The organism is Paenibacillus sp. MAH-35 (genome assembly GCF_058135425.1).
Map to the genome: position 1 here is coordinate 41499 of NZ_JBYUPU010000001.1, position 19512 is coordinate 61010.

The following is a 19512-nucleotide window of genomic DNA, read 5'->3' on the forward strand; positions in this document are numbered from 1 at the left end:
GAGAACACGATGAGACTCATAACCAGGTCGGATTTTGACGGACTCGTATGCGCCATGTTGTTCCGGAAGCTCGGAATGATCGACGGGATGAAGTTTGTCCATCCGAAAGATATGCAGGACGGCTTGATCGAGGTAAACGAGAACGATATTTTGGCAAATGTGCCTTATGTGCCAGGTTGCGGGTTGTGGTTCGACCACCATTCCAGCGAGCTGAAGCGCAACGGACAGGACATCGTATATCAGGGGGAAACCCGTATCGCTCCGAGCGCGGCCCGCGTCGTTTACGATTATTACGGAGGCCGCGAGAAGTTCGGGCCGGAGCTTGACGATATTATGGAGGGCGTGGACAAGGCCGACTCCGCCCAATTCAGCAAGGACGACATCTTGAACCCGTGCGGCTGGGATCTGCTCTCCTTCCTTATGGACGCCCGTACCGGCCTCGGTCGTTACCGCGATTACCGGATCAGCAACTACCAGCTGATGGAGGATCTGGTCGAGCATTGCATGACGAAGACGGTGGACGAAGTGATGCAGCTCCCCGACGTTCAGGAGCGCGTGAAGCGGTATTTCGAGCTGGATGCCCCGTATCGGGCGATGCTCGCCGCTCATACGCGCACGGAAGGGAATGTGATCATCACCGATCTGCGCGGCGTAGAGACCATATATCCGGGCAACCGATTCATGATTTATGCGCTTTATCCGGAGCAGAACATCTCGATCTGGATCGTCGACGGCAAAAATAAGCAAAACTGCGTCTTTGCCTGCGGCCACAGCATCGTAAACCGCGGGGCGAAGACCGACGTCGGATCGCTGATGCTGACCTATGGCGGCGGAGGGCATGCGGCTGCGGGGACTTGTCAAGTCGAGTACGCTACGGCGGATGCGGTGCTCGAACAGCTCGTTGCGGCGATGAACCGGGACGGGTAGGAGCAGTAAAGAGACGGGTAGGGTAAAGGATAGAGTAGGGAGTAGGGTACAGTAGGGAGTAAGGTAAAGAGTTGGAGCTCACCAAACCACGGTTGTGGGGCGGCGGGCTCTTTTGTTTATTTGATGAGCGGCTTCCGGCAGATGAACAGGGTTGGGGAACGGACACTCGTGGAAGCTGCCGGCACGCCAAACCGTCTCTTTGGACGAGGGCTTGTAACCGGAGCCGCAACCGCACATAATGGAAGGAAACCTATTGGACCTGGATTACCCAACATCAACGAAAAGAGGCGTTTACCTGTATATGATAGAGCGGAGATCTATAACAACCGTAACGGCCGAGTCGGTTCTGCAGAGCGATGTCGAACGGCTGACCGGAATCGAGTTCGCTTGTACCTGCGGCCGGACGCACCGCGTCGAGATCGAACGGCTTATTCTCGAGCAAGGGGCGCTGCGCAAAGTCCCGGATACGATCCGTCAAATGGGGCTCGGCACGAAGGCGCTCCTGATCGCCGATCCGGCTTCCTTCGCCGCAGCGGGCGATGAGCTGGCCGGACAATTGGGCAGAAGCGGATTTGACGTTACGCTTTGCGTATTTCCGGAGGACCAGCTGTATGCCGATGAGACCGCACTGGTACGGGCGTTGATCGAGCTTGAGAAGGACACGGAATTTATGATCGCCGTCGGGTCGGGCACGATTAACGACATTGCCAGATTCGTCAGCTGCAAAGCCGGAATTCCGTATCTGGTCGTCGCCACGGCGCCTTCGATGGACGGATACGCCTCGACCGGGTCGCCGATTCTGGTGAACGGATACAAGAAAACGTATAGCTTGCAATCTCCGCTGGCGATCATCGGCGATCTGGACGTGATCCGGTGCGCGCCCCCGGCGATGATCGGGGCCGGAGTCGGGGACATGGCGGCGAAAATAACCGCTCTGTGCGACTGGCTGCTGGCCGCGGTCGTCGAGGAAGAGCATTACTGCGAAGTGACGGCGGAATTAATGACTCGCGCCTTGACAAACGTGGCGAGCGAGGTGACCGCGATTCGCACCGGCGGGGTGCCGGGGATCAAGAAACTGATGGAAGGGCTTGTCCTGTCGGGCATCGCCATGCAGATGATCGGCAATTCCCGCCCGGCCTCGGGTGCGGAGCATCATATCTCCCACTACTGGGAGATGCTTCACTTTGCCGCCGGTCACCGCCCGGAGCTGCACGGGATCAAGGTAGGCGCCGCCACGCCGCTGATCGCCCGGCTGTACGCCGAGCTTCTGGAAGCGGATATGGGCGAGTGGAACATGACTGAAAAGGACGCGGCCCAAATCGCCGAGTGGGAAACGAACCTGCGGCGCTGTTACGGTCCTCTGGCCGAGGATATGATCGCTGAGAACCGCAGCCTGCTTCTGAGCCAGCCGGAGCTGGACGTCCGCATGAACAGGCTTGTCCGGGGCTGGCCGGAACTGAAGCCGAAGCTTCGGACGCTGCTCGGACTCGTGCCCGACCTCAAAGCGCTGCTTCGCGATGCCGGCGCCCCTGCGGAGCCGCGCGAGATCGGAGTTGCCCGGCAGGAGTTGTCCGACGCGCTGCGGGTTGCCAAGGAAGTACGCAGCCGCTATACGGTGCTGCAGCTCGCGGACCAGCTGGGCTTGCTGGAACGGTTTGCGGAAGAGCGGACGCGGGAGTCGTTTGCTCCATAGATGCAGCATGAACGTATGTAGTATCGCCGCACCGCTCCCGGAATCCACAAAAAAAGCGGCTCCTTGTCAACAAGGGGACCGCTTCCTTGGACGCCAGCCGTTTCGATGGAAGGTTATCCGTTCGGGTCAGCCGGCGGATCGCACGGAATCCGGTACACTTGAATCGGATTCGGGATGTACGGGTAGCCGGGATACGGATATCCGTTGTACGGATAGGACGAATACGGGTTAGGCGGGTACGGATAAGGCTGATAAGGATACGGGTATGGAACGGGCAGGACGACCGGTGTAAAATTCCAAGGGTGGTATCCTCCGTGGTAACCGCCAGGATACCCGCCGTGGTATCCCCCGTGATATCCGCCGTGATGCCCCATACCGGGATGTCCGCCGTGAGGGTTCACGGCAGGCGGTCTGGAATCCGGCGTTCCGCTGCCGGTCCAATTAACCGCCGCATTCGTGGCTTGCTGCTCTTCCTGACTCATGCCTCTCTTCCTTTCTTACAGAGGTTGTTCAAAAAGCCCACTTTTGATCACGAAGCCGATCAGAAGCCTGCTGACATCGAATATGGAATTCAGCCGGAACTTCCGGTGCTCACAAAAGCTCCCGCTACGCTCCGCTCCTCATTGCCTGGCTTCATCCCATCTTCTCGGTGCTGAAAACCGGACTTTTTGAACTCGCACTTATAGCGATATGATCCATCATATGCAACAAGCAGGGAAGAGGGCACTCGCCCGGTCCGCTTCCGGCAGCTAGCGCCTCGGCGGCAGAGGACCCAAATATTGCAGCAGCTGACACTCGATCCTGCCGTTAAACAGCTTCCGTTTCTTATCGGAGGCTCGTCCGAAGTAATGCTCGAACTGCTTGCTCGGACTAAGGGCGAATAACGACCAGGTCGGCAGCTTTTCGAAAACGGTGCCGAGCTGACGAATCGCCTTCTCCACCTCATCGCTCGTTCCGATCCGCTCCCCATACGGCGGATTCGTAATGATACAGCCGTAGTCGCTCTGCGGCCACATCTTGGCGACCGGCTCTTCGTGGAATTTCAGCTCCCCGGACAGCCCGGCTTTTTTGGCGTTGGCTTTCGCGACCTCGATGGCGGCCGGATCGATGTCGGAGCCGATAATATCGAGCGGATCGTCGTCGCGCACCAGATCGTACGCCTCTTCACGCGCCTGTTCCCAGATCGCCGGGTCCAGCGTCGGCCACGCTTCGGCCGGGAACTCGCGCCGCAGACCCGGAGCGATATTCCAGGCGATCATAGCGGCTTCGATCGGAATCGTCCCCGAGCCGCAGAACGGATCGATCAGCGGCCGTTCCGCCCGCCAGCGGCTAAGCAGCACCATTGCAGCGGCCATCGTTTCCTTCAGAGGCGCTTCGGTGATGAGCTTGCGGTATCCCCGTTTATGCAGCCCCGGTCCGGTCGTATCGATCGTGATGGTTGCCATATCGTTAAGCAGCGCTACTTCAATCACGTAACGCGGACCTTCTTCCCGGAACCATTCGGTTGCATAGCGCTGCTTCATTTTTTCTACAACTGCTTTTTTGACGATACCTTGGCAGGCGGGAACGCTCGACAATTGCGATTTGTGGGAGCGGCCTTCGACGGGGAACTCGGCGTCCTCCGGAATCCATTCCGGCCAAGGCAGCGCTTTGACGCCCTCGAACAGCTCGTCAAACGTGGTGGCCGGGAATTCTCCCATCTTCACCAGCACCCGGTCGGCTGTGCGCAGCCACAGATTCGCTCTCGCGATCGCCGACTTGTCCGCCAGAAATAGTACTTTCCCGTTCTCCACCTTGACTTCGTTGTACCCAAGCTCCCGGACTTCGCGGGCGACGACCGCTTCCAGCCCCATCGGAGAGGTTGCAATCAGTTCAATTTTCGTATCCACTTATAGGTTCACTCCATTTTCCCTGTAGTTCCGCATTTCGATTGCAGCCATTCCCGTAAAATCTTACAATAATCATGAAACCGTAAAAAAAGAACACGGATTCAGTAAACGAGCCCGGACCATGTAACGGATTCAGAATTAAGTATAGGCGAAACGCCGGAAGTACACAAACGCGCTTTCGGGCGGGAACGGGAGGAACGGTTATGGAGGAACGATATTTTCAGACGGCGGATTTGTACGTCGAATCTTTGTATGAGAAGGATGCCGATCTCGAACGGGTGAGGCAGTCGATCGCGGATAACGGCATGCCCGAAATATCGGTTGCGCCCGGGTACGGCAGGCTGCTGACGCTGCTCGTCAGGATGACCGGTGCCAAGCGGCTGCTGGAGATCGGCGCGCTCGGGGGATACAGCGGAATTTGTCTGGCGCGCGGTCTGAACGGGGAAGGCAAGCTGGTTTCGCTCGAGCTGAAGGAGGAATTCGCGGCTGTCGCCCGGGCAAACGTAGAGGCCGCAGGTCTTGGAGCGATCGTCGAATACCGGATCGGAGAGGCGCTGCCAACTCTGGAGAAGCTCGACGAGGAGGGCGAGAAATTCGATTTCTTCTTTATCGATGCCGATAAAGGAAATTATGTCAACTACCTCGAGTGGGCGATCCGGCTGGCGAATCCCGGCGCTCTGATCGTCGGCGACAACGCCCTGCTGCACGGCAAGACGATGGACCCGGCCGCCAAAGGCAACTCGGTCCAGGTCGTGCGCGAGTTCAATAAACGGATGGCGACCGATCCGCGTCTGGAAGGGACGATTCTCCCTGCGTATGACGGGTTGTGTATAGCGAGAGTGAAGGGTTGACCTCACCCGGGGAATGCAGTAAGGTTTCGTTATATGAATTGAACCCATTTACTCCTAAGAATAAGCGAACCGAATAGAAGGTCTGTACAGAAATTCATCCGATACGGATGGATGGGCCTCCAAATCATCGTTCAATTTCATAGAGGTTAGTTAGAATTCATAGATCGTTCGCTGAATAGGAGAGAAGTGGGATGCGTATCCGGTATGACCGTTTTCCGGGCGGCAAAATCAAAGCGGTAACGTTGAGCTACGATGATGGCGTCGTCCATGACCGCCGGCTGGTAGCGAGTATGAACAAGTATGGGCTCCGCGGCACGTTTCATATCAATTCCGGATTTCTGGACAACAAGGGCAAGCTGGACAGCGCGGAGATTGCGTCCTTGTATGCGGGGCATGAAATATCCGTTCATACGGTGAGCCATCCGTTCCTGGAGCAGGCGCCGCCCGAGCAGATCGTCCGCGAAATTACGAACGACCGCGCGGCTCTGGAAGCTCTTGCGGGTTATCCCGTCAGAGGAATGAGCTACCCGTTCGGCACATGGAACGAGAAGGTCACGGCGATGCTGCCGTCGCTCGGGATCGAATATGCGCGCACGACCCGCAGCCACGGCACCTATGAGATGCCGGCCAATTTCCTGGAGTGGCACCCGACCTGCCACCATAAGCAGATGGTGGAGCATGCCGAGAAGTTCGTCGCTTTGGAGCCGAGACATTCGAAAATGCTGCTGCTGTATGTATGGGGCCACAGCTACGAATTCGATAACGACAACAACTGGGAGCTGGTGGACCGGTTTGGCGAAATCGTCGGCGGACGGGAGGACATCTGGTATGCGACGAACGCGGAGATCGTCGAATATATGACGGCTCTCGGCCGGCTGCGCTGGTCCGCTTCCTGCGAGTGGGTTCACAATCCGTCGGCGATTTCGGTATGGGTCAGCGCAGAGAATCATGCAGTAGAAATTCCCGGCGGTCAAACGGTTCGGCTGTCCGCCCGTTAGTCGCCGTATTCTCAGTATCCGCCAGCCTAAGGAAAGACGCCTCCACCCTCTTGGAAGAGAGATAGAGGCGTCTTTTTAGTCGGACCGGGGAGCAGGAGCCTGTTCATGATTGCACCTCCCGGTTTTTCCGGGAGATCAGCGTACGGTTGACCCAGAACGCGTTGGTGAACAGCAATACCGTGGCGATCAGGAAAATGCCGCGAATCGTAATGAAGCCGGACAAGGCGCCGCCTACCGTCGGGCCGACCATATTGCCCAAGGACAGGAAGCTGCTGTTGAAGCTGTAAGAGCGGCTCTCCATCCCGTCCGGCGTATATTTGCGGATCAAGGCGTTGACGGACGGGAGCAAGCCGCCCATAAACATGCCGAGCATAAACCGGGCCGCGAACAGCTGCCAGACGTTCTGGACGAGCGCCTGCGGGATAAACATAATCGCCGATCCGATCAAGGATACGGCAAGCACCCTCTCCTGCCCGATCTTGTCTCCGAGCTTGCCGAGCAGCGGCGAGGCGATCATATTCGAGAAGCCGGTAATCGAGCCGACCAGGCCGGAGAAAAAGGCGAGGTTTTCTCCGCTTGGATGAAGATGCTGCACGAATAGCGGAATCAGCGGCATCGAGCTGAGCATGGCGAACTGAATCAGAAACGTAACGGTAAACAGCGACGACAGCTGAGGAATTTTGCCCAGTTCCTTCAGTCCGGCGACGACCGATACGTTGGGCTGGACCGCCGCTTTGCCGGCGTCGAACTTTTCCTTAACGACGAACATGGCGAGCATCGAGGCGGCGAACAGCAAACCGCCGGTTATGTAGAAGATCGGCCGGAAGCCGATCCAATCGGCGAGCAAACCTCCGATGAAAGGGCCGAGTATGCTGCCGGCCGTTCCTCCCGATTGGAGCGTCCCCATGGAGAAGCCCATCTTCTCGCGGGGCGTGCTGGCGGACATCAGAGCGACCGCCGCCGGGACGAACCCGGAGATTGTTCCGTTTAATACGCGCAGCAGAAGCAGATGCCACACGTCTCCGGCAAATCCCATCAGGATCATCACGGCAGCCATGCCGAACCCTGACCGCAGCAGCATCATTTTCCGCCCGTACCGGTCCGCAAGCTTGCCCCACAGCGGCTGAAACAGAAAGGCGGTGACGAAGTTGCCTGCAAAGATGATGCCGGACCAAAAGGCGACCCGGTTCGGGTCGGTAATGCCGAGCTCTTGGATGTACAACGGCAAAAACGGAATGATCATCGTCATTCCGGCCATCACCAGGAAGTTACCGAACCAGAGCACACCCAGGTTAAGCTTCCAGTTGCTCACAATCGTTTCACTCCTCTGTCTTCCCCCGAATGCAAAAACGTACCATTCACATAACCTTCATTATAGCATGTCTCCGGAAGGGGACAACCATAGCGGTGCCCGATAAAATTTTAAACGGCTTGACGCAGCGGCCGGCCGGGCGGTTTGCAGAAAACGAAAGAACCCCGGGCAAAAGCCTCAGCAGACTTTTTCCCGGGGATTTATCGATTTATTTCCGAACGTGGCTGCCCGGTTTATTTCGTCTTGATCTGGACGGTCCGGAAATCGCCTTCCCAGGTTACGGTGCCTCCGAACGTCTCGCCGACGAAGCGGGCGGGAGCCATCGTATACCCGTTCACCAGTTGGGCGGCCACTTCCAGCTTGACGGCTTTGCCGTTCACATAGGCGGTATCGTCGCCGATCTTCAGCGAGACGGTTGTCCCGTTCCTGCTGCCGGTAGCGACGCTCGTGGCGGCGTCCCACTTTACTTCCGCGCCGAGCCGCTCGAAGATGGCGCGAAGCGGAGCAAGCGTGGAGCCGTCCTGAATAACCGGCGGCTGTTCGAACTGCTGCTGCTCGCCGTCGATCCGGACCGCAACCTGCGACGACACGGGAATTGATTTGGAGGCGACCTTGTCGCCCGCGCGGTTGAATACTTGCAGCTCCAGCACCGAGCCCTCCGGAACTTCGCCGGCGTTCAGCCGGATGCCGTAGGGCGGCTTCGTCTGCTTCGCGATCGTCCGTCCGTTCAGCACATAATCGAGCCTGCCGATCCAGATGTCCGGGATGCGGACGAACGGCACGATTTCCGTTTCCCGCACGAACGGAGTCGAGGCGTCCACATACCCGATCGAGTCCGCAGGCTTGGCGCCCGTCTCCACCTTCGACAGCATATACGGATCGGCGATCACCGTCTTGTACAGTTCCAGCATATCCGGATTGTCGCGCAGCAGGTAGTCGTTGCGGGATTCTTTATGCAACAAGTCCACGTTGAAATAAGTAATGGCTTTCAGACGCGGATATTTTTTGGGCATCACGCGGTACAGCCGGTCCAGGTTCATGAGAGCGAATTCCGTATGCGATTTGCCGTCGCTGTTCGTGTAGTGGGCGACCGCCGATTCGCTTAGCATGACCGGCTTGCGGTCGGCGTACAGCCTGTACAGCTCGTCGAGCCGTTCGATCGGCGTAGTCGCTTCCATGCTGACTTCCGGATTTCCGTGCGAATACGGCTCGGTATACAAGCTGACGCCGACCCAATCGACATATTCGTCGCCGGGATAATAACGGTCCATGTTATATCTCGGCACATCTCCCGGACTCCATACCATCGCCACGTTGGGCGCTTCGCTGTGCATCACGCTAGCTACGGTGCGGAATTTCTCGATATAGGTTGCCGGATCGTCCGTCCACGGGGTCCAGTCGCCGTTCATCTCGCCAGCGAAGCGCAGGAAGATCGGAATGCCGGCCGCTTTGGCGTCCTGCGCCCATTTGCGCAAATAGCTGTCATCCTGCACAGAGTCGAGTCCGTTCAGCGGCTGCCAGGCGATCTGCAGGGCGCCGTCCGCTTCCTTTGCATTGGAGACATACCGCGACGGAAATGATTCTCCATAGGTAGCATAAGCGAGGTACATCGCGTGATTTTTGCCATAGATCGAAGCGGATCGGTCGAAATGGTTGCCCATCTGCTCATCCTGCTCCGAGTAAATGCCCACGTACATGCCGTATTCCGGCTCGAACTTGGCGAGCTTCCCGGACTTCGGCTTGTACGACTCCAGCTGTGCGGAATCCGGACGTGCGGAGGCGTACAGTTCGATCGTGGTGCGAAGCTGATAAGCGCGCTCCCAGTCGTTCGAGCCCCAGTCCTTGCCGTCGTTCAGCCAGAACTGGTTCTCCAGTTCGTAATATTCGATCGCCTTGTCGTAATCACGCACCGAATCGTAATACTCGTTGAGGCTCCCGGCGTATAACGCTGCGGTGTTCCAGTCGGCTTCCGCTTCGGCTCTGCGCATTAGCGAATCCCAGATCGGCACGGCCAGCTTGGACTGTCCGGCGTCCCGGTAAGCTTCGGCTTTCAGATGCAAATTCCAGGGGTGTTCCTCCGCAGCGTGCAACGGAGACCCTGAGCCGGCCAGAAGGCCGAAAGCGAGAAGGGCGGCAAGCGCTGTTTTACGCGTGATCGGATATTGGGCCAAGATCATGATGACACATCCTTAAGCCTTGCGGCAGTGTTGCTTCTATCGTACCAAGGAAAAGCCCGGCTTGTCATTAGCGGAGAAATGAAAATCAAGAGGAGCGCACTATAGGAAACGCGGGGCAAACCATTTCTTAATCGTAACTATTACCATAAACGGAGGCGAAAAAAGCTTCCAGGCCGCTAAAAAGCGGGGCAGGAAGCTCCCGTGTATCCATGTATGAAATGGCGTCTTGCAGAGATGGATAGGATCAATGATGAGATGAAAATGACTTCCTGTTCGGCGGCAGCCTCGCGGACGTATCCCGACCGGGCTTGCCCGTACCCTATAGGTTTTTACTTTTTGGCGGCGCCGGCCTCGGCGATTTTGGCGTTAATTTGTTCGTCCGTATTGCGCAGCATCGTGTTCAGGTCGATATCGCCAATGATATACTTTCTGAGCTCGGTGAGAAACAGGGAGTTGGCGGTCGCGTTGAATTCGGTCAGCTTGCTCGGCTTGGCGGGTTTGGCCGGCGTAAACGCTTTGGCATTTTTCCCCTGCAGGTAGGGGATATCCTGACCGACGGCGTTGCGTACGGCCTGGCTTTTGACAATCGGCGTGAATCCTTGCTTCGCCCGCTCCAGCTGCCATTCCTCGCTCGTGAGATAAGCCAGCACCTGAAACGCCGCTTCTTTCTTTTTGCTCGTATTGATAATGCTGAAGTAGGTCGGGTACAGCTGGGAGCCAATCCCGGGGAGCTCCTTGTATTCGGGCATCGAGACGGCGTCCATGTTGATCCCGTACGTCTGCGGATTCAGAAAAGTCGCGTCGAGCGAATTGACATACATCGCGGCCGTTTTCTCGACCGTAAACTGGGCGTGAGCTAAACCGACCGTAGAGGCGTTGACCTCGTTGCCGGGAATTTGATGGAACCGCTTCAGATTTTGCGAATGTTTGGCCCAGTTCGGGTCGGCATTCATCAGCGCTTTTTTCGTGACGGGGTCTACGTAACTGGCGGAGAACTGGTTTACGAGCGCAACATGGGAATGGGAGGCGACGAATCCCCGGTATTGGATCTCGCCGTCTTTGCGGGTCAGCTTGACGGCAAGATCGTACACTTCGTCCCAGGTCATGCCGTCCTTCGGGTAACTGACGCCGAATTTATCGAACAGATCCTTGTTATAGACGAGAGCGTTGGCCGTCGCACCGACAGGCAACCCGAGCAGACCGCCGCCGGATAGCTCCTGCAGCAGCTGGATGGGCGTTGGATCAAGCAGCGACAGATCGTATTTGTTCGTTTTGATCAGCTCGCTGTGATCGAAGGTGAGGCCGTTATCGATAATCGCGGGAATAAACGACCCTACGGACGTTACGATGACGTCGATGTCGTTGGAGCCGCTTGCGATCATTTCCTGCAGGCCCACATTTTTGTCGTTGATCTTTTGCGTATATTTGAATTCGACTTTGACGTGCGGAAATTTTTTCTGGATCGCATTCCCGTACAGATCCATGAACCATTCCACGGAGCGGCCGCTCGACGGCTCGAAAAACGTAAGCGTCACCGGCTCGGGCTGCTTGGGAGCCGCTCCCGGGAGCGGCGAAGCCGCGCTCTGGCTCGTGTCCGCGTCCTTGCCGCTCGGCCCGCTGCCGCAGGCTGTTAAAGATACGGCCAGCAAGGGGAGCCAGATCAAGTTCCATGCATTTTTGGTTTTCATAGGGATAATGACCTCCTCAAGGAATATATGCCGAGAGCGAATCTTTCTGTATCCGCTTACAACGGTGCGGGAGAACAATCTCCTTAGGCACTTGCTGGAGCGGCGGCGTCTCGAATATGATTATAATCATACAGAACCAGGCGAAAACGTTAGGACGGATCGTATCCAAAACAAGTTATTTTTTAACATGCGGGGAGGACTTTCGGTGAGTAAAATCGTATATCCGGAGTATCAGCTGCACATCGGAGGACTTGGGGAAACTACGGGCAAGCACCGGTTCTTCATGGCCGGGACGGTCGTCAAGGATGTCCGGCTCCATCATCACGACTACGTGGAGCTCAACTATGTGCTGGAGGGAAGCGGGATTCAGATGATTAACGGAATCGCCGGACAGCTTAGGCCCGGCACTTTATCGTTCGTGCTGCCCCATCATATGCATGAGATGCGCCGCGTATCGGATGAGCCCAGCGCCCGGATCTGCTGTATGTTCGATCTGCAGCTCCTTCTGGGCGGCCGTGACGATTCGGAGCTGTCGAGGCTTTTGTACGGAGTAGGTACGAATACCCCCTCTTTCGTTCAAGTGGGGGGAGAGCGCAACGAGCGGATCAGGCGGCTGTTCCAGGAGCTTCAAGCCGAGTACAACTTTCCCGGTCAAGCGGGTTACCGGGATATGATCCGGTCGATTCTGACCGAAATTTTGCTGCTGTTCGTCCGCTCCGGCAACGGTTCCGCTACATCGGGGCCCGTCTATGAACAGAAGGACAACTGGTTTTGGCAAGTTTTAATTTACATCCATGTTCATTATGCCGAATGTGTCACGCTCGAATCGATTTCCCGGCAATTTAATATCAGCGTCACTCACATTAGCCGAACGTTCAAAAAACAGACGGGTCTCAGTTTTCTGGAATATTTGCAGAAAATCCGAATTGACAGCGCTTGCAGTCTGCTTGCCCATACGAATATGCCGATTACCGACATTACGTTCGAAACCGGCTTCGAATCGTTCCGCAGCTTCAGCCGGGTGTTCCGGGATACGAAGGGTCTGACCGCGAGCGAATACCGCAAGCAGGCGGCGGAACGGGTGAACCAGGCCAAGTATGGAATCCCTTGAAATTGCAAAATGTAGTTCTAGAGAAGCCTCCAGATAAAGGGGGCGGGCGAAAGGATGGAACTGCGGATGAACGAGCGGCAATTGGACGGTTACCTGTACGCGCTTGACCTGTGCGCGAGCCGGGTCGCGCCGGAGTCGGAGCCGGAGCTGGGCGACAGGATCGAAGAGGTCAAGTGGATTTTGCAGCGCATCTACAAACAGCCGGCTCCGAGGAAGAGGCCGGGATTTAGGCAACCGGATGCGGAAAGACGGGCGATATAGCTGTTTTTTCCCTTGTCGGAGCGGTCCGGAACCTTTATAATGGGCACGATATCCGACCGATAGGAGAACTAGAGAGAGATGAACGTATACAAACGTTTTTTTTCGTACTACAAGCCTCATAAGCGGCTGTTTATGCTCGATTTCGGCAGCGCGTGCGTCGTTGCCGTCCTGGAGCTCGGCTTTCCGCTTGCCGTGCAATGGTTCGTCGACTCGCTGCTGCCGCAGGGCGAATGGAGAACGATCGTGCTGGCGGGAACCGGGCTTTTTGCGCTGTATGTCGTCAGTACCGGACTGCAATTTATCGTCAACTATTGGGGACATAAGCTCGGGATCAATATCGAAACCGATATGAGGCAGCAGCTGTTCCAGCATGTGCAGAAGCTTTCGTTTCGTTTTTTCGATAATACGAAAACCGGCTATCTGATGTCGAGGATGACCAACGATCTGTTCGATATCGGGGAGATGGCGCATCACGGGCCGGAGGATCTGTTTATCGCCTGCATGACCTTCGTCGCCGCCTTCGTTATTATGCTGTCGATTAATCCGGAGCTGGCGCTTATTACGTTCGTCGCGGTACCGCTGCTCGTCTGGCTGATCGGCGTCTGCAACAAAAAGCTGCACACGGCGGCGGGCCGGATGTATGCAGAGATCGCGGAAGTGAATGCCCGGGTCGAGGACAGCATGTCCGGCATCCGTGTCGTCAAATCGTTTACGAACGAAGCGTTCGAGACGGCGAAGTTCAAGCGCGACAACGCGAATTTTCGCAAGGCGAAGCTGCGGTCGTATTGGATCATTTCGTTCAGCTCGTCCGGCATTTATTTTATGACGCGACTTTTCTCGCTTCTCGTGCTTATGTTCGGTGCATGGTTCAGCTTCCAGGGTGAGCTGACTTATGGGGAGCTGATCGGTTTTCTGCTGTATGTCAATCTGTTTTTCAAGCCGATCGAGAAAATCAACGCCCTGCTGGAGATGTATCCGAAAGGAATGGCCGGCTTCAAAAGGCTGACCGAGCTGCTCGATACGGCTCCCGACGTGGCCGATTCGCCGAATGCGGTCGACGCCGGCAAGCTGCGCGGGAATATCGAGTTCTGCGACGTGACGTTCGGCTACGAGGGACACGCCAAGGTGCTGCAGCATATCGATTTGCGGATTCGCGCCGGAGAAACGGTCGCCTTCGTCGGGCCGTCCGGGGCAGGCAAAACGACGCTGTGCAGCCTGATCCCGCGGTTTTATGAGGTGGACGGGGGAGCGATCGAGATCGACGGAACCGATATCCGCTCGATGACGCAGCGCTCGCTCCGCCAAAATATCGGCATCGTGCAGCAGGACGTCTTTCTGTTCACCGGCACGATCCGCGAGAATATCGCTTACGGCAAGCTCGATGCGACGGAGGCGGAGATCCGGGACGCCGCGAGACGGGCGCATCTGGAGTCGTTCATCGGCGCGCTGCCGGCCGGCTTCGACACCCAAATCGGGGAGCGCGGCATTAAGCTGTCGGGCGGGCAAAAGCAGCGTCTGGCGATCGCCCGGATGTTCCTGAAAAATCCGCCGATTTTAATTTTGGATGAGGCGACCTCGGCTCTGGATACGGAGACGGAAGCCGTCATCCAGCAGGCGCTTGAGGAGCTGGCGGTCAACCGGACGACGCTCGTCATCGCTCACCGTCTGGCGACGATCCGTCATGCCGACCGCATCGTGGTCGTCACCGAAGACGGGATCGCCGAGCAGGGACGATACGAGGAGCTGGTTCAAGGCGGCGGCGTCTTCGCGGGGCTGCACCGGGCCCAGTTTCAGCCGGTGACATGACGGCTTGTAGATCCGCGCAGGCGGGAAGCGGAACCGGGAGCGGACCATGAGCGGACCATGAGCGGGAGAGGGATCGGATAAGCAGTCTGAAGAAGCCGCGTGCATGCAAGCCATGCTGCTTCACATAATTTCCTTGGAAGCGGGAACAGTAACGGAGGTAGAAGCTGCTGCTCTACTGGCTTACCACACCGAATTCTAAGGAGATGAACGAACCGATGCCATTCGGCGCGCACGAAACGATGGAAGTCCATGAGATCCTTGACGGAACGATGAACATGATCAATCATTTTTCGTATTACGCCATGCAAGTCCAGAACCCGGAGCTGCGTACGATGCTGGAGCGGCATCTGCAGTCGGCTGCGCAAGCTTACGACCAGCTGGTTGCGTATACGCATGATTACAGCACTGCCTCCGGCCGGATGCAACCGTACGGAATGCCGCAGGTTCAACCACAGCAAGTGATGTACGGGCTTCGTCAACCGGCCCCTCACACGCCGATGCAAGGACAGTTCGATGACCGCCAGATCGCTGCGGCGATGCTGAGCTGTCACAAAAACTCAGCCAAAAACCATATGGCCGGCTCGCTCGAATGCGCCGACCCGAACGTTAGGCAAATGCTCGTGAACGGTGCGGTCGCCTGCGCGAACCAAGCGTATGAAGTGTTCCTCTTCATGAACCGGCAAGGCGAATATCAAGTGCCGACGATGCAGGACCACACGGCCAAAACGTTTCTGCACACGTACCAGCCGATGCAAGGCGGTTATATGCCGAACGGGAACTAGAAGTTTTTTACAGGGTGCCGGTTAAGAAGCCGGCGCCTTTTTTCTATGTGGAGCAAGCGCAGGCTGGGGAGGGCGAGGCAGCTTACGGCGGGGGGGCAGGAGGCAAATGATGTGGAGGAGGGAGGATGGAGGAGAGAAATTGTAGGTTACTGGGGACTTGAAATGCGGCAGGAGGAACTAGGGCGGGCGAGCATTGCACCCGGCGGAGCGCAGGGAGCGGCTGAAGGCAGTTGCAGCCGTGGAGAGTTTGGTGAGTCATATGGGAAGCGGATTATGTTTTAGCCGGGAAAGAAGAGGTAGGGGGAGATAACGAGTGAAGGGGCAATAAGGAGCAAGAAGGAATGAGGGAGTAAGGAAGGAGTAGTGAAGGAGTAGTGAAGGAGGAATGAAGGAAGAATGAAGGAGTAAGGAAATAATGTTCATAGATAAGGTGTAAAAGTAAAATTAAGTTAAAAATGGATGATTTATAGTTTACTGGATAACAGAGAGAGGGAAGTATGAGGGGAATCGTCAATAAGTTTGTGTAGTGCGGTAGGGTTAACTATTGGGACGGTGGATAGTCAATCAGTATGAGGGAGCATAAGAGTGGTTTGCACCTCTTATTTTTTGAGTAAATTGGATTGTTTGGAAGAATAAGAGATGATAGAAACTCTTATTTGAGGGGGAAGGGCGAAAATCGGGTAGTAGAGTCGAAAATAAGAGCTACAAAAAGCTTCTATTTCTAAAAAAGTGCGGCTAATTGGAAAATAAGGGGTGCAAAAGGCTGCTATTTCATTCATTCGCCTCTTGTGCCCCCTTAGAATAGCTGGGGAAGTCCAGAAATCCCGGCACCCCAGATACCCCGGAAAGTTTGGAAAGCCAGCACCTTCACTGACGTAGGTTACCTTGCTCGCACCTGCATCCTGCTAGGCCCTGTGCCGAACCCGTCCGCGGCTCCTGGCCCAGCATGGCGAAGCCGCAGTAAGCAAAGCCCGAGTCGAACCCCAGCCCTAGTCTCTGCCCCCAGCTAATCGCTTCCGCCGCAAACTTAGCCTCAAGGTAAACTCCTCCCGGTCTAACCTCCAGAAGTTAGACGATCCGGCCTCCAGCTTGGCCTCACGGCGAGTCCCGCCCCGGCCCTTGGCCCAGGTTTGGGGGCGGGGCCGCGGCCTGATTCGAAGTTGATCTATTGATAGGCCATCGAAGGCGTTACCTGCATCATTTTCCGGTATTGGTCGGGCGTCATCCCGACCTGTTTTTTGAAGACGCGGCTAAAGTGGGAAAGGTGTTTGAAGCCGACTTTGTAGCACACGTCGGTGACGGTATTGCCGTCGCTGTGGAAAAATAAAATTTTAGCCTGATTGACCCGGCGCGTGTAAATATAATCGAACACCGTCATGCCCGTCACCTCGCGGAACAGCTTCATCAAATGAAAGCGGTTTAGGTGGAGATCGGCGGCCATCTTGTCGAGCTCGATATCTTCCGCATAACCTTCCTCGATATAAGCGATCATCCGCTGCACATGCCGCTCCCGGTCCGTGACGTTGGCGCGGGCAAATTCCATATCGACCTGACATTTCTCATAAATCAACATCAGCAGATCGAAAAAAGCGCTGAGCAGTCTGTTCCGGTTGATGACGTCGTTTTTGTAATACACGTTGTTGATACGCTCCAAAATGCTTTCGAATTCCGCTTTGGATTCCGCATCGAGGCGGATATGATGGTTGCCGAGCAGCTCGAACGGCCGGAGCGGTCCGCAAGCAAGCAGGCTGGGGCCGAACAGTTGAACCAGATGCGGATTAAACGAAAACATCGTGCGCACATATTCCGCAGAAGGATGTACTTTCGGACAATGGCGGGTCATACCGTTCATAATAATCAGATCGCCGGATTCCAAAGGAATAATCCGGTCGCCGATCATATAATCGCACCGACCGCTATGGAAATAGTAGATCTCGTATTGGGAATGAGAGTGAAAAGAAGTAGTGACGGGGAAATAACTCCATTTATAATAATATTCGGTGAACATCCGGATAGGATTAGACTTTGGTTTCATTCCGATGACATCCTCCTTTATCCCGTGCACAGTTATCATGTATCTGTATTATACCACAGCCGTCTTAGGCGAAAAGCGGGAGGATTAAGCCCGGAACCCCCCGTCCGCTTCTTGCTTGATTACCGCCTGCCGCCCACCGTCCGCCGTAGGCCCATTGCTTGATCAGAGTCTGTCCACCAGTCGCCCCCGGCGTATTGCCTGACCATCGTATGCCACCAGCCACCGTCCGCCCGCCTGCCATTGCCTTCCCCCGCCTGCCGCCCAGCCGCTTATCGCCCCATCGCCCGATATCGCCCCGCCCCCGTCTAAGCGCACTGACCGACTACCAGTCCATATCAAGCCGATGACGGGGTTTCCCCAAAAAACCACTGACAGTTAAATGAACCGCCAGCCTTCCCATTCGTGTCTAAAGCCATTAGCCGGAGTGCTGTGCTATATTTCTAATATGAAATCGCTTGCAGATCAAATTTCAAACAGATAACGATAAGGGGTGTCCATCATGAGTAAAAAAATGGTAAACGGTGTAATCGCAGCAGCGCTTGTATCCACAATGCTGGCCGCATGCGGAGGGAAAGGCCAAGCCGGTGTGCAGGGCGAAGACGTCCAGCAGCCGCCGAAGAAGGAAGAACCGATCGAGCTTGTCTTTTATGACGGCGGCGGCGACTGGCCGGCGGAAAGGTTCGAGAGAGAAATCGCGGGTCCGGTCAAACAAAAGTTCCCGCATATTACGCCGAAATTCGTACCGATGACGAACGGGAAAAAAGTGCAGGAGATGATTACGGCCGGCGAGCAGTTGGACCTCATTTTTTCGTCGACGGGACTCGTATACAACAATTTGCTCCAGCATGAGCTTCAAACCGATATTACGCCGCTCATCGAGAAATACAAGTTCGACTTGAATAAGCTCGAACCGGCGGTCGTCGACCAGATGAAACTGCTGGGCGGTGGAGGCATGTACGGGCTGCCTGTATTTATGTCGCCTGCTACCGTATATTACAATAAGGACATTTTCGACAAATTCGGTGTTCCGTATCCGAAGGACGGGAATACGTGGGACGATCTGTACGATCTGGCGAAACGGCTGACGCGGGAAGACGGAGGCGTCACGTATCGCGGGCTGTTCGTATCCGCCCAGCATTTCATGAGGCTGAATCCGTATTCGCTCAAAACGTTCGACCCGGCCACTCAGAAGGCGTCCTATTCCGAAGAAAAGTGGAAAAAGCTGTTCGACAATTTGACCCGTTTCTATACGCTTCCGGGTTATAACATGAACGGCAACCTGACGTATGTAACCAATCAGCGCAATACGTTCGTCAAAGACCGGACGGTCGCGATGTGGATTCCGGTCAGCACGCTGCACACGGCCCAAGAGCTGGAAGGCATGAATTGGGATCTGGCGACGTTCCCGGCGATGGCCGATCAGCCCGGCGTAGGGCCGCAGCCGTACCCGAACGCGTTCTGGCTGACGAATACGAGCAAGCATAAGGATCAGGCGTTCCAGGTGATGGCTTATCTGGCTTCGGAAGAGTTTCAATTGCCCGGCGTGAAGCGGGGAGAGTTCATATCCGCGCTGAAGAGCGAGGAGCTGAGAAAAGCGTTCGGTCAAGACGCGTCGATGTATAAAGGGAAAAACAGCAAAGCGATCGTACCGGCCAAGTTCGCTCCGGCGGCGCCGATCGGGAAATTCAACAGCGTCGCGGAAGGCAACCTGCTTACAGGCTTCAACAACGTAATCCTCGGCAAAAAGGACGTCAATACCGCGCTGCGGGAAGCGGAGGAAGCGACAAACAAAAAGATTCAGGAAGAGCTGAAAAAATAGAGCTGGCCTGCATTGCCAGCACGGACGAACTTTGATATGATGAGGGCAACTGAACAGTCCGCACGCGACTGGCGAATCAAGTGGGGCACCACTGGGGAGCGTGCGGAAGGGACAACTGCCGCTCGCCTGGGTAAAGTGTCCGGAGTACCGCATATAGCGGCTG

General features: G+C 56.1%; 15 protein-coding genes and 1 riboswitch. Of the genes, 9 read left to right on the plus strand and 6 right to left on the minus strand.

Annotation, left to right across the window (positions count from 1 at the left end; genetic code table 11):
- The first annotated feature begins 9 nt into the window (after positions 1-9).
- Together AC3Y2E_RS00145 and AC3Y2E_RS00150 are read left to right on the plus strand one after the other, a co-directional pair.
- The gene (locus tag AC3Y2E_RS00145) at positions 10-927 is read left to right on the plus strand and encodes an exopolyphosphatase (RefSeq protein ID WP_379205892.1); all 918 of its coding nucleotides are present in this window, start codon (positions 10-12) and stop codon (positions 925-927) included.
- Positions 928-1228: 301 nt separating this feature from the next.
- A complete protein-coding gene (locus tag AC3Y2E_RS00150) occupies positions 1229-2620 on the plus strand; it encodes a sn-glycerol-1-phosphate dehydrogenase (protein WP_379205894.1) in 1392 nt (463 codons plus the stop codon).
- A 113-nt stretch (positions 2621-2733) separates the two neighbouring features.
- Here the strand turns inward: AC3Y2E_RS00150 and AC3Y2E_RS00155 are convergent, their stop codons facing one another.
- Together AC3Y2E_RS00155 and AC3Y2E_RS00160 are read right to left on the minus strand one after the other, a co-directional pair.
- Complete coding sequence (locus AC3Y2E_RS00155; protein ID WP_379205896.1) at positions 2734-3102, minus strand: hypothetical protein; 369 nt, start codon at positions 3100-3102, stop codon at positions 2734-2736.
- Between the two features lie 267 nt (positions 3103-3369).
- The gene (locus tag AC3Y2E_RS00160) at positions 3370-4509 is read right to left on the minus strand and encodes a THUMP domain-containing class I SAM-dependent RNA methyltransferase (protein WP_379205898.1); all 1140 of its coding nucleotides are present in this window, start codon (positions 4507-4509) and stop codon (positions 3370-3372) included.
- A 203-nt stretch (positions 4510-4712) separates the two neighbouring features.
- Between AC3Y2E_RS00160 and AC3Y2E_RS00165 the strand changes: the two genes are divergently transcribed.
- Positions 4713-5360 carry an O-methyltransferase gene (locus tag AC3Y2E_RS00165; protein WP_379205900.1) on the plus strand — a complete coding sequence of 216 codons (648 nt, stop codon included), beginning with the start codon at positions 4713-4715 and terminating at the stop codon, positions 5358-5360.
- Positions 5361-5551: 191 nt separating this feature from the next.
- Positions 5552-6358 carry a polysaccharide deacetylase family protein gene (locus tag AC3Y2E_RS00170; RefSeq protein WP_379205902.1) on the plus strand — a complete coding sequence of 269 codons (807 nt, stop codon included), beginning with the start codon at positions 5552-5554 and terminating at the stop codon, positions 6356-6358.
- Positions 6359-6461: 103 nt separating this feature from the next.
- Here AC3Y2E_RS00170 and AC3Y2E_RS00175 read toward each other — a convergent pair whose 3' ends face one another.
- From AC3Y2E_RS00175 to AC3Y2E_RS00185, 3 genes are all read right to left on the minus strand, one after another.
- Positions 6462-7670 (minus strand): MFS transporter, encoded by a 1209-nt coding sequence (locus tag AC3Y2E_RS00175; protein ID WP_379205904.1) that lies wholly within the window; start codon positions 7668-7670, stop codon positions 6462-6464.
- 233 nt (positions 7671-7903) lie between these two features.
- The gene (locus tag AC3Y2E_RS00180; protein ID WP_379205906.1) at positions 7904-9847 is read right to left on the minus strand and encodes a stalk domain-containing protein; all 1944 of its coding nucleotides are present in this window, start codon (positions 9845-9847) and stop codon (positions 7904-7906) included.
- A 329-nt stretch (positions 9848-10176) separates the two neighbouring features.
- Positions 10177-11535 carry an ABC transporter substrate-binding protein gene (locus tag AC3Y2E_RS00185; protein ID WP_379205908.1) on the minus strand — a complete coding sequence of 453 codons (1359 nt, stop codon included), beginning with the start codon at positions 11533-11535 and terminating at the stop codon, positions 10177-10179.
- A 205-nt stretch (positions 11536-11740) separates the two neighbouring features.
- On the opposite strand from AC3Y2E_RS00185, the gene AC3Y2E_RS00190 reads away from it, so the two are divergent.
- From AC3Y2E_RS00190 to AC3Y2E_RS00205, 4 genes are all read left to right on the plus strand, one after another.
- Positions 11741-12646 carry a helix-turn-helix domain-containing protein gene (locus AC3Y2E_RS00190; protein WP_379205910.1) on the plus strand — a complete coding sequence of 302 codons (906 nt, stop codon included), beginning with the start codon at positions 11741-11743 and terminating at the stop codon, positions 12644-12646.
- Positions 12647-12700: 54 nt separating this feature from the next.
- A complete protein-coding gene (locus AC3Y2E_RS00195; RefSeq protein ID WP_379205912.1) occupies positions 12701-12907 on the plus strand; it encodes a hypothetical protein in 207 nt (68 codons plus the stop codon).
- A gap of 78 nt (positions 12908-12985) precedes the next feature.
- Positions 12986-14713 carry an ABC transporter ATP-binding protein gene (locus tag AC3Y2E_RS00200; RefSeq protein WP_379205914.1) on the plus strand — a complete coding sequence of 576 codons (1728 nt, stop codon included), beginning with the start codon at positions 12986-12988 and terminating at the stop codon, positions 14711-14713.
- Positions 14714-14928: 215 nt separating this feature from the next.
- Entirely contained in the window at positions 14929-15495 is a 567-nt protein-coding gene (locus tag AC3Y2E_RS00205) for a spore coat protein (RefSeq protein ID WP_379205916.1), read from the plus strand.
- Between the two features lie 1165 nt (positions 15496-16660).
- Here AC3Y2E_RS00205 and AC3Y2E_RS00210 read toward each other — a convergent pair.
- A complete protein-coding gene (locus AC3Y2E_RS00210) occupies positions 16661-17530 on the minus strand; it encodes a helix-turn-helix transcriptional regulator (RefSeq protein ID WP_379205918.1) in 870 nt (289 codons plus the stop codon).
- A 499-nt stretch (positions 17531-18029) separates the two neighbouring features.
- Between AC3Y2E_RS00210 and AC3Y2E_RS00215 the strand changes: the two genes are divergently transcribed.
- On the plus strand, positions 18030-19349 hold the full coding sequence (locus AC3Y2E_RS00215) for an ABC transporter substrate-binding protein (RefSeq protein WP_379205921.1): 1320 nt from the start codon (positions 18030-18032) through the stop codon (positions 19347-19349).
- A gap of 54 nt (positions 19350-19403) precedes the next feature.
- Positions 19404-19488, plus strand: a riboswitch (ZMP/ZTP riboswitch).
- The last annotated feature ends 24 nt before the right edge of the window (positions 19489-19512 follow it).

What these genes read in the sequence shown, in the direction of transcription:
- AC3Y2E_RS00145 (WP_379205892.1), top strand. Translation starts at nt 10, where the DNA reads ATGAGACTCATAACCAGGTCGGATTTTGACGGACTCGTATGCGCCATG.
- AC3Y2E_RS00150 (WP_379205894.1), top strand. Translation starts at nt 1,229, where the DNA reads ATGATAGAGCGGAGATCTATAACAACCGTAACGGCCGAGTCGGTTCTG.
- AC3Y2E_RS00155 (WP_379205896.1), bottom strand. Translation starts at nt 3,102, where the DNA reads ATGAGTCAGGAAGAGCAGCAAGCCACGAATGCGGCGGTTAATTGGACC.
- AC3Y2E_RS00165 (WP_379205900.1), top strand. Translation starts at nt 4,713, where the DNA reads ATGGAGGAACGATATTTTCAGACGGCGGATTTGTACGTCGAATCTTTG.
- AC3Y2E_RS00170 (WP_379205902.1), top strand. Translation starts at nt 5,552, where the DNA reads ATGCGTATCCGGTATGACCGTTTTCCGGGCGGCAAAATCAAAGCGGTA.
- AC3Y2E_RS00180 (WP_379205906.1), bottom strand. Translation starts at nt 9,847, where the DNA reads ATGATCTTGGCCCAATATCCGATCACGCGTAAAACAGCGCTTGCCGCC.
- AC3Y2E_RS00185 (WP_379205908.1), bottom strand. Translation starts at nt 11,535, where the DNA reads ATGAAAACCAAAAATGCATGGAACTTGATCTGGCTCCCCTTGCTGGCC.
- AC3Y2E_RS00195 (WP_379205912.1), top strand. Translation starts at nt 12,701, where the DNA reads ATGGAACTGCGGATGAACGAGCGGCAATTGGACGGTTACCTGTACGCG.
- AC3Y2E_RS00200 (WP_379205914.1), top strand. Translation starts at nt 12,986, where the DNA reads ATGAACGTATACAAACGTTTTTTTTCGTACTACAAGCCTCATAAGCGG.
- AC3Y2E_RS00205 (WP_379205916.1), top strand. Translation starts at nt 14,929, where the DNA reads ATGCCATTCGGCGCGCACGAAACGATGGAAGTCCATGAGATCCTTGAC.
- AC3Y2E_RS00210 (WP_379205918.1), bottom strand. Translation starts at nt 17,530, where the DNA reads ATGAAACCAAAGTCTAATCCTATCCGGATGTTCACCGAATATTATTAT.
- AC3Y2E_RS00215 (WP_379205921.1), top strand. Translation starts at nt 18,030, where the DNA reads ATGAGTAAAAAAATGGTAAACGGTGTAATCGCAGCAGCGCTTGTATCC.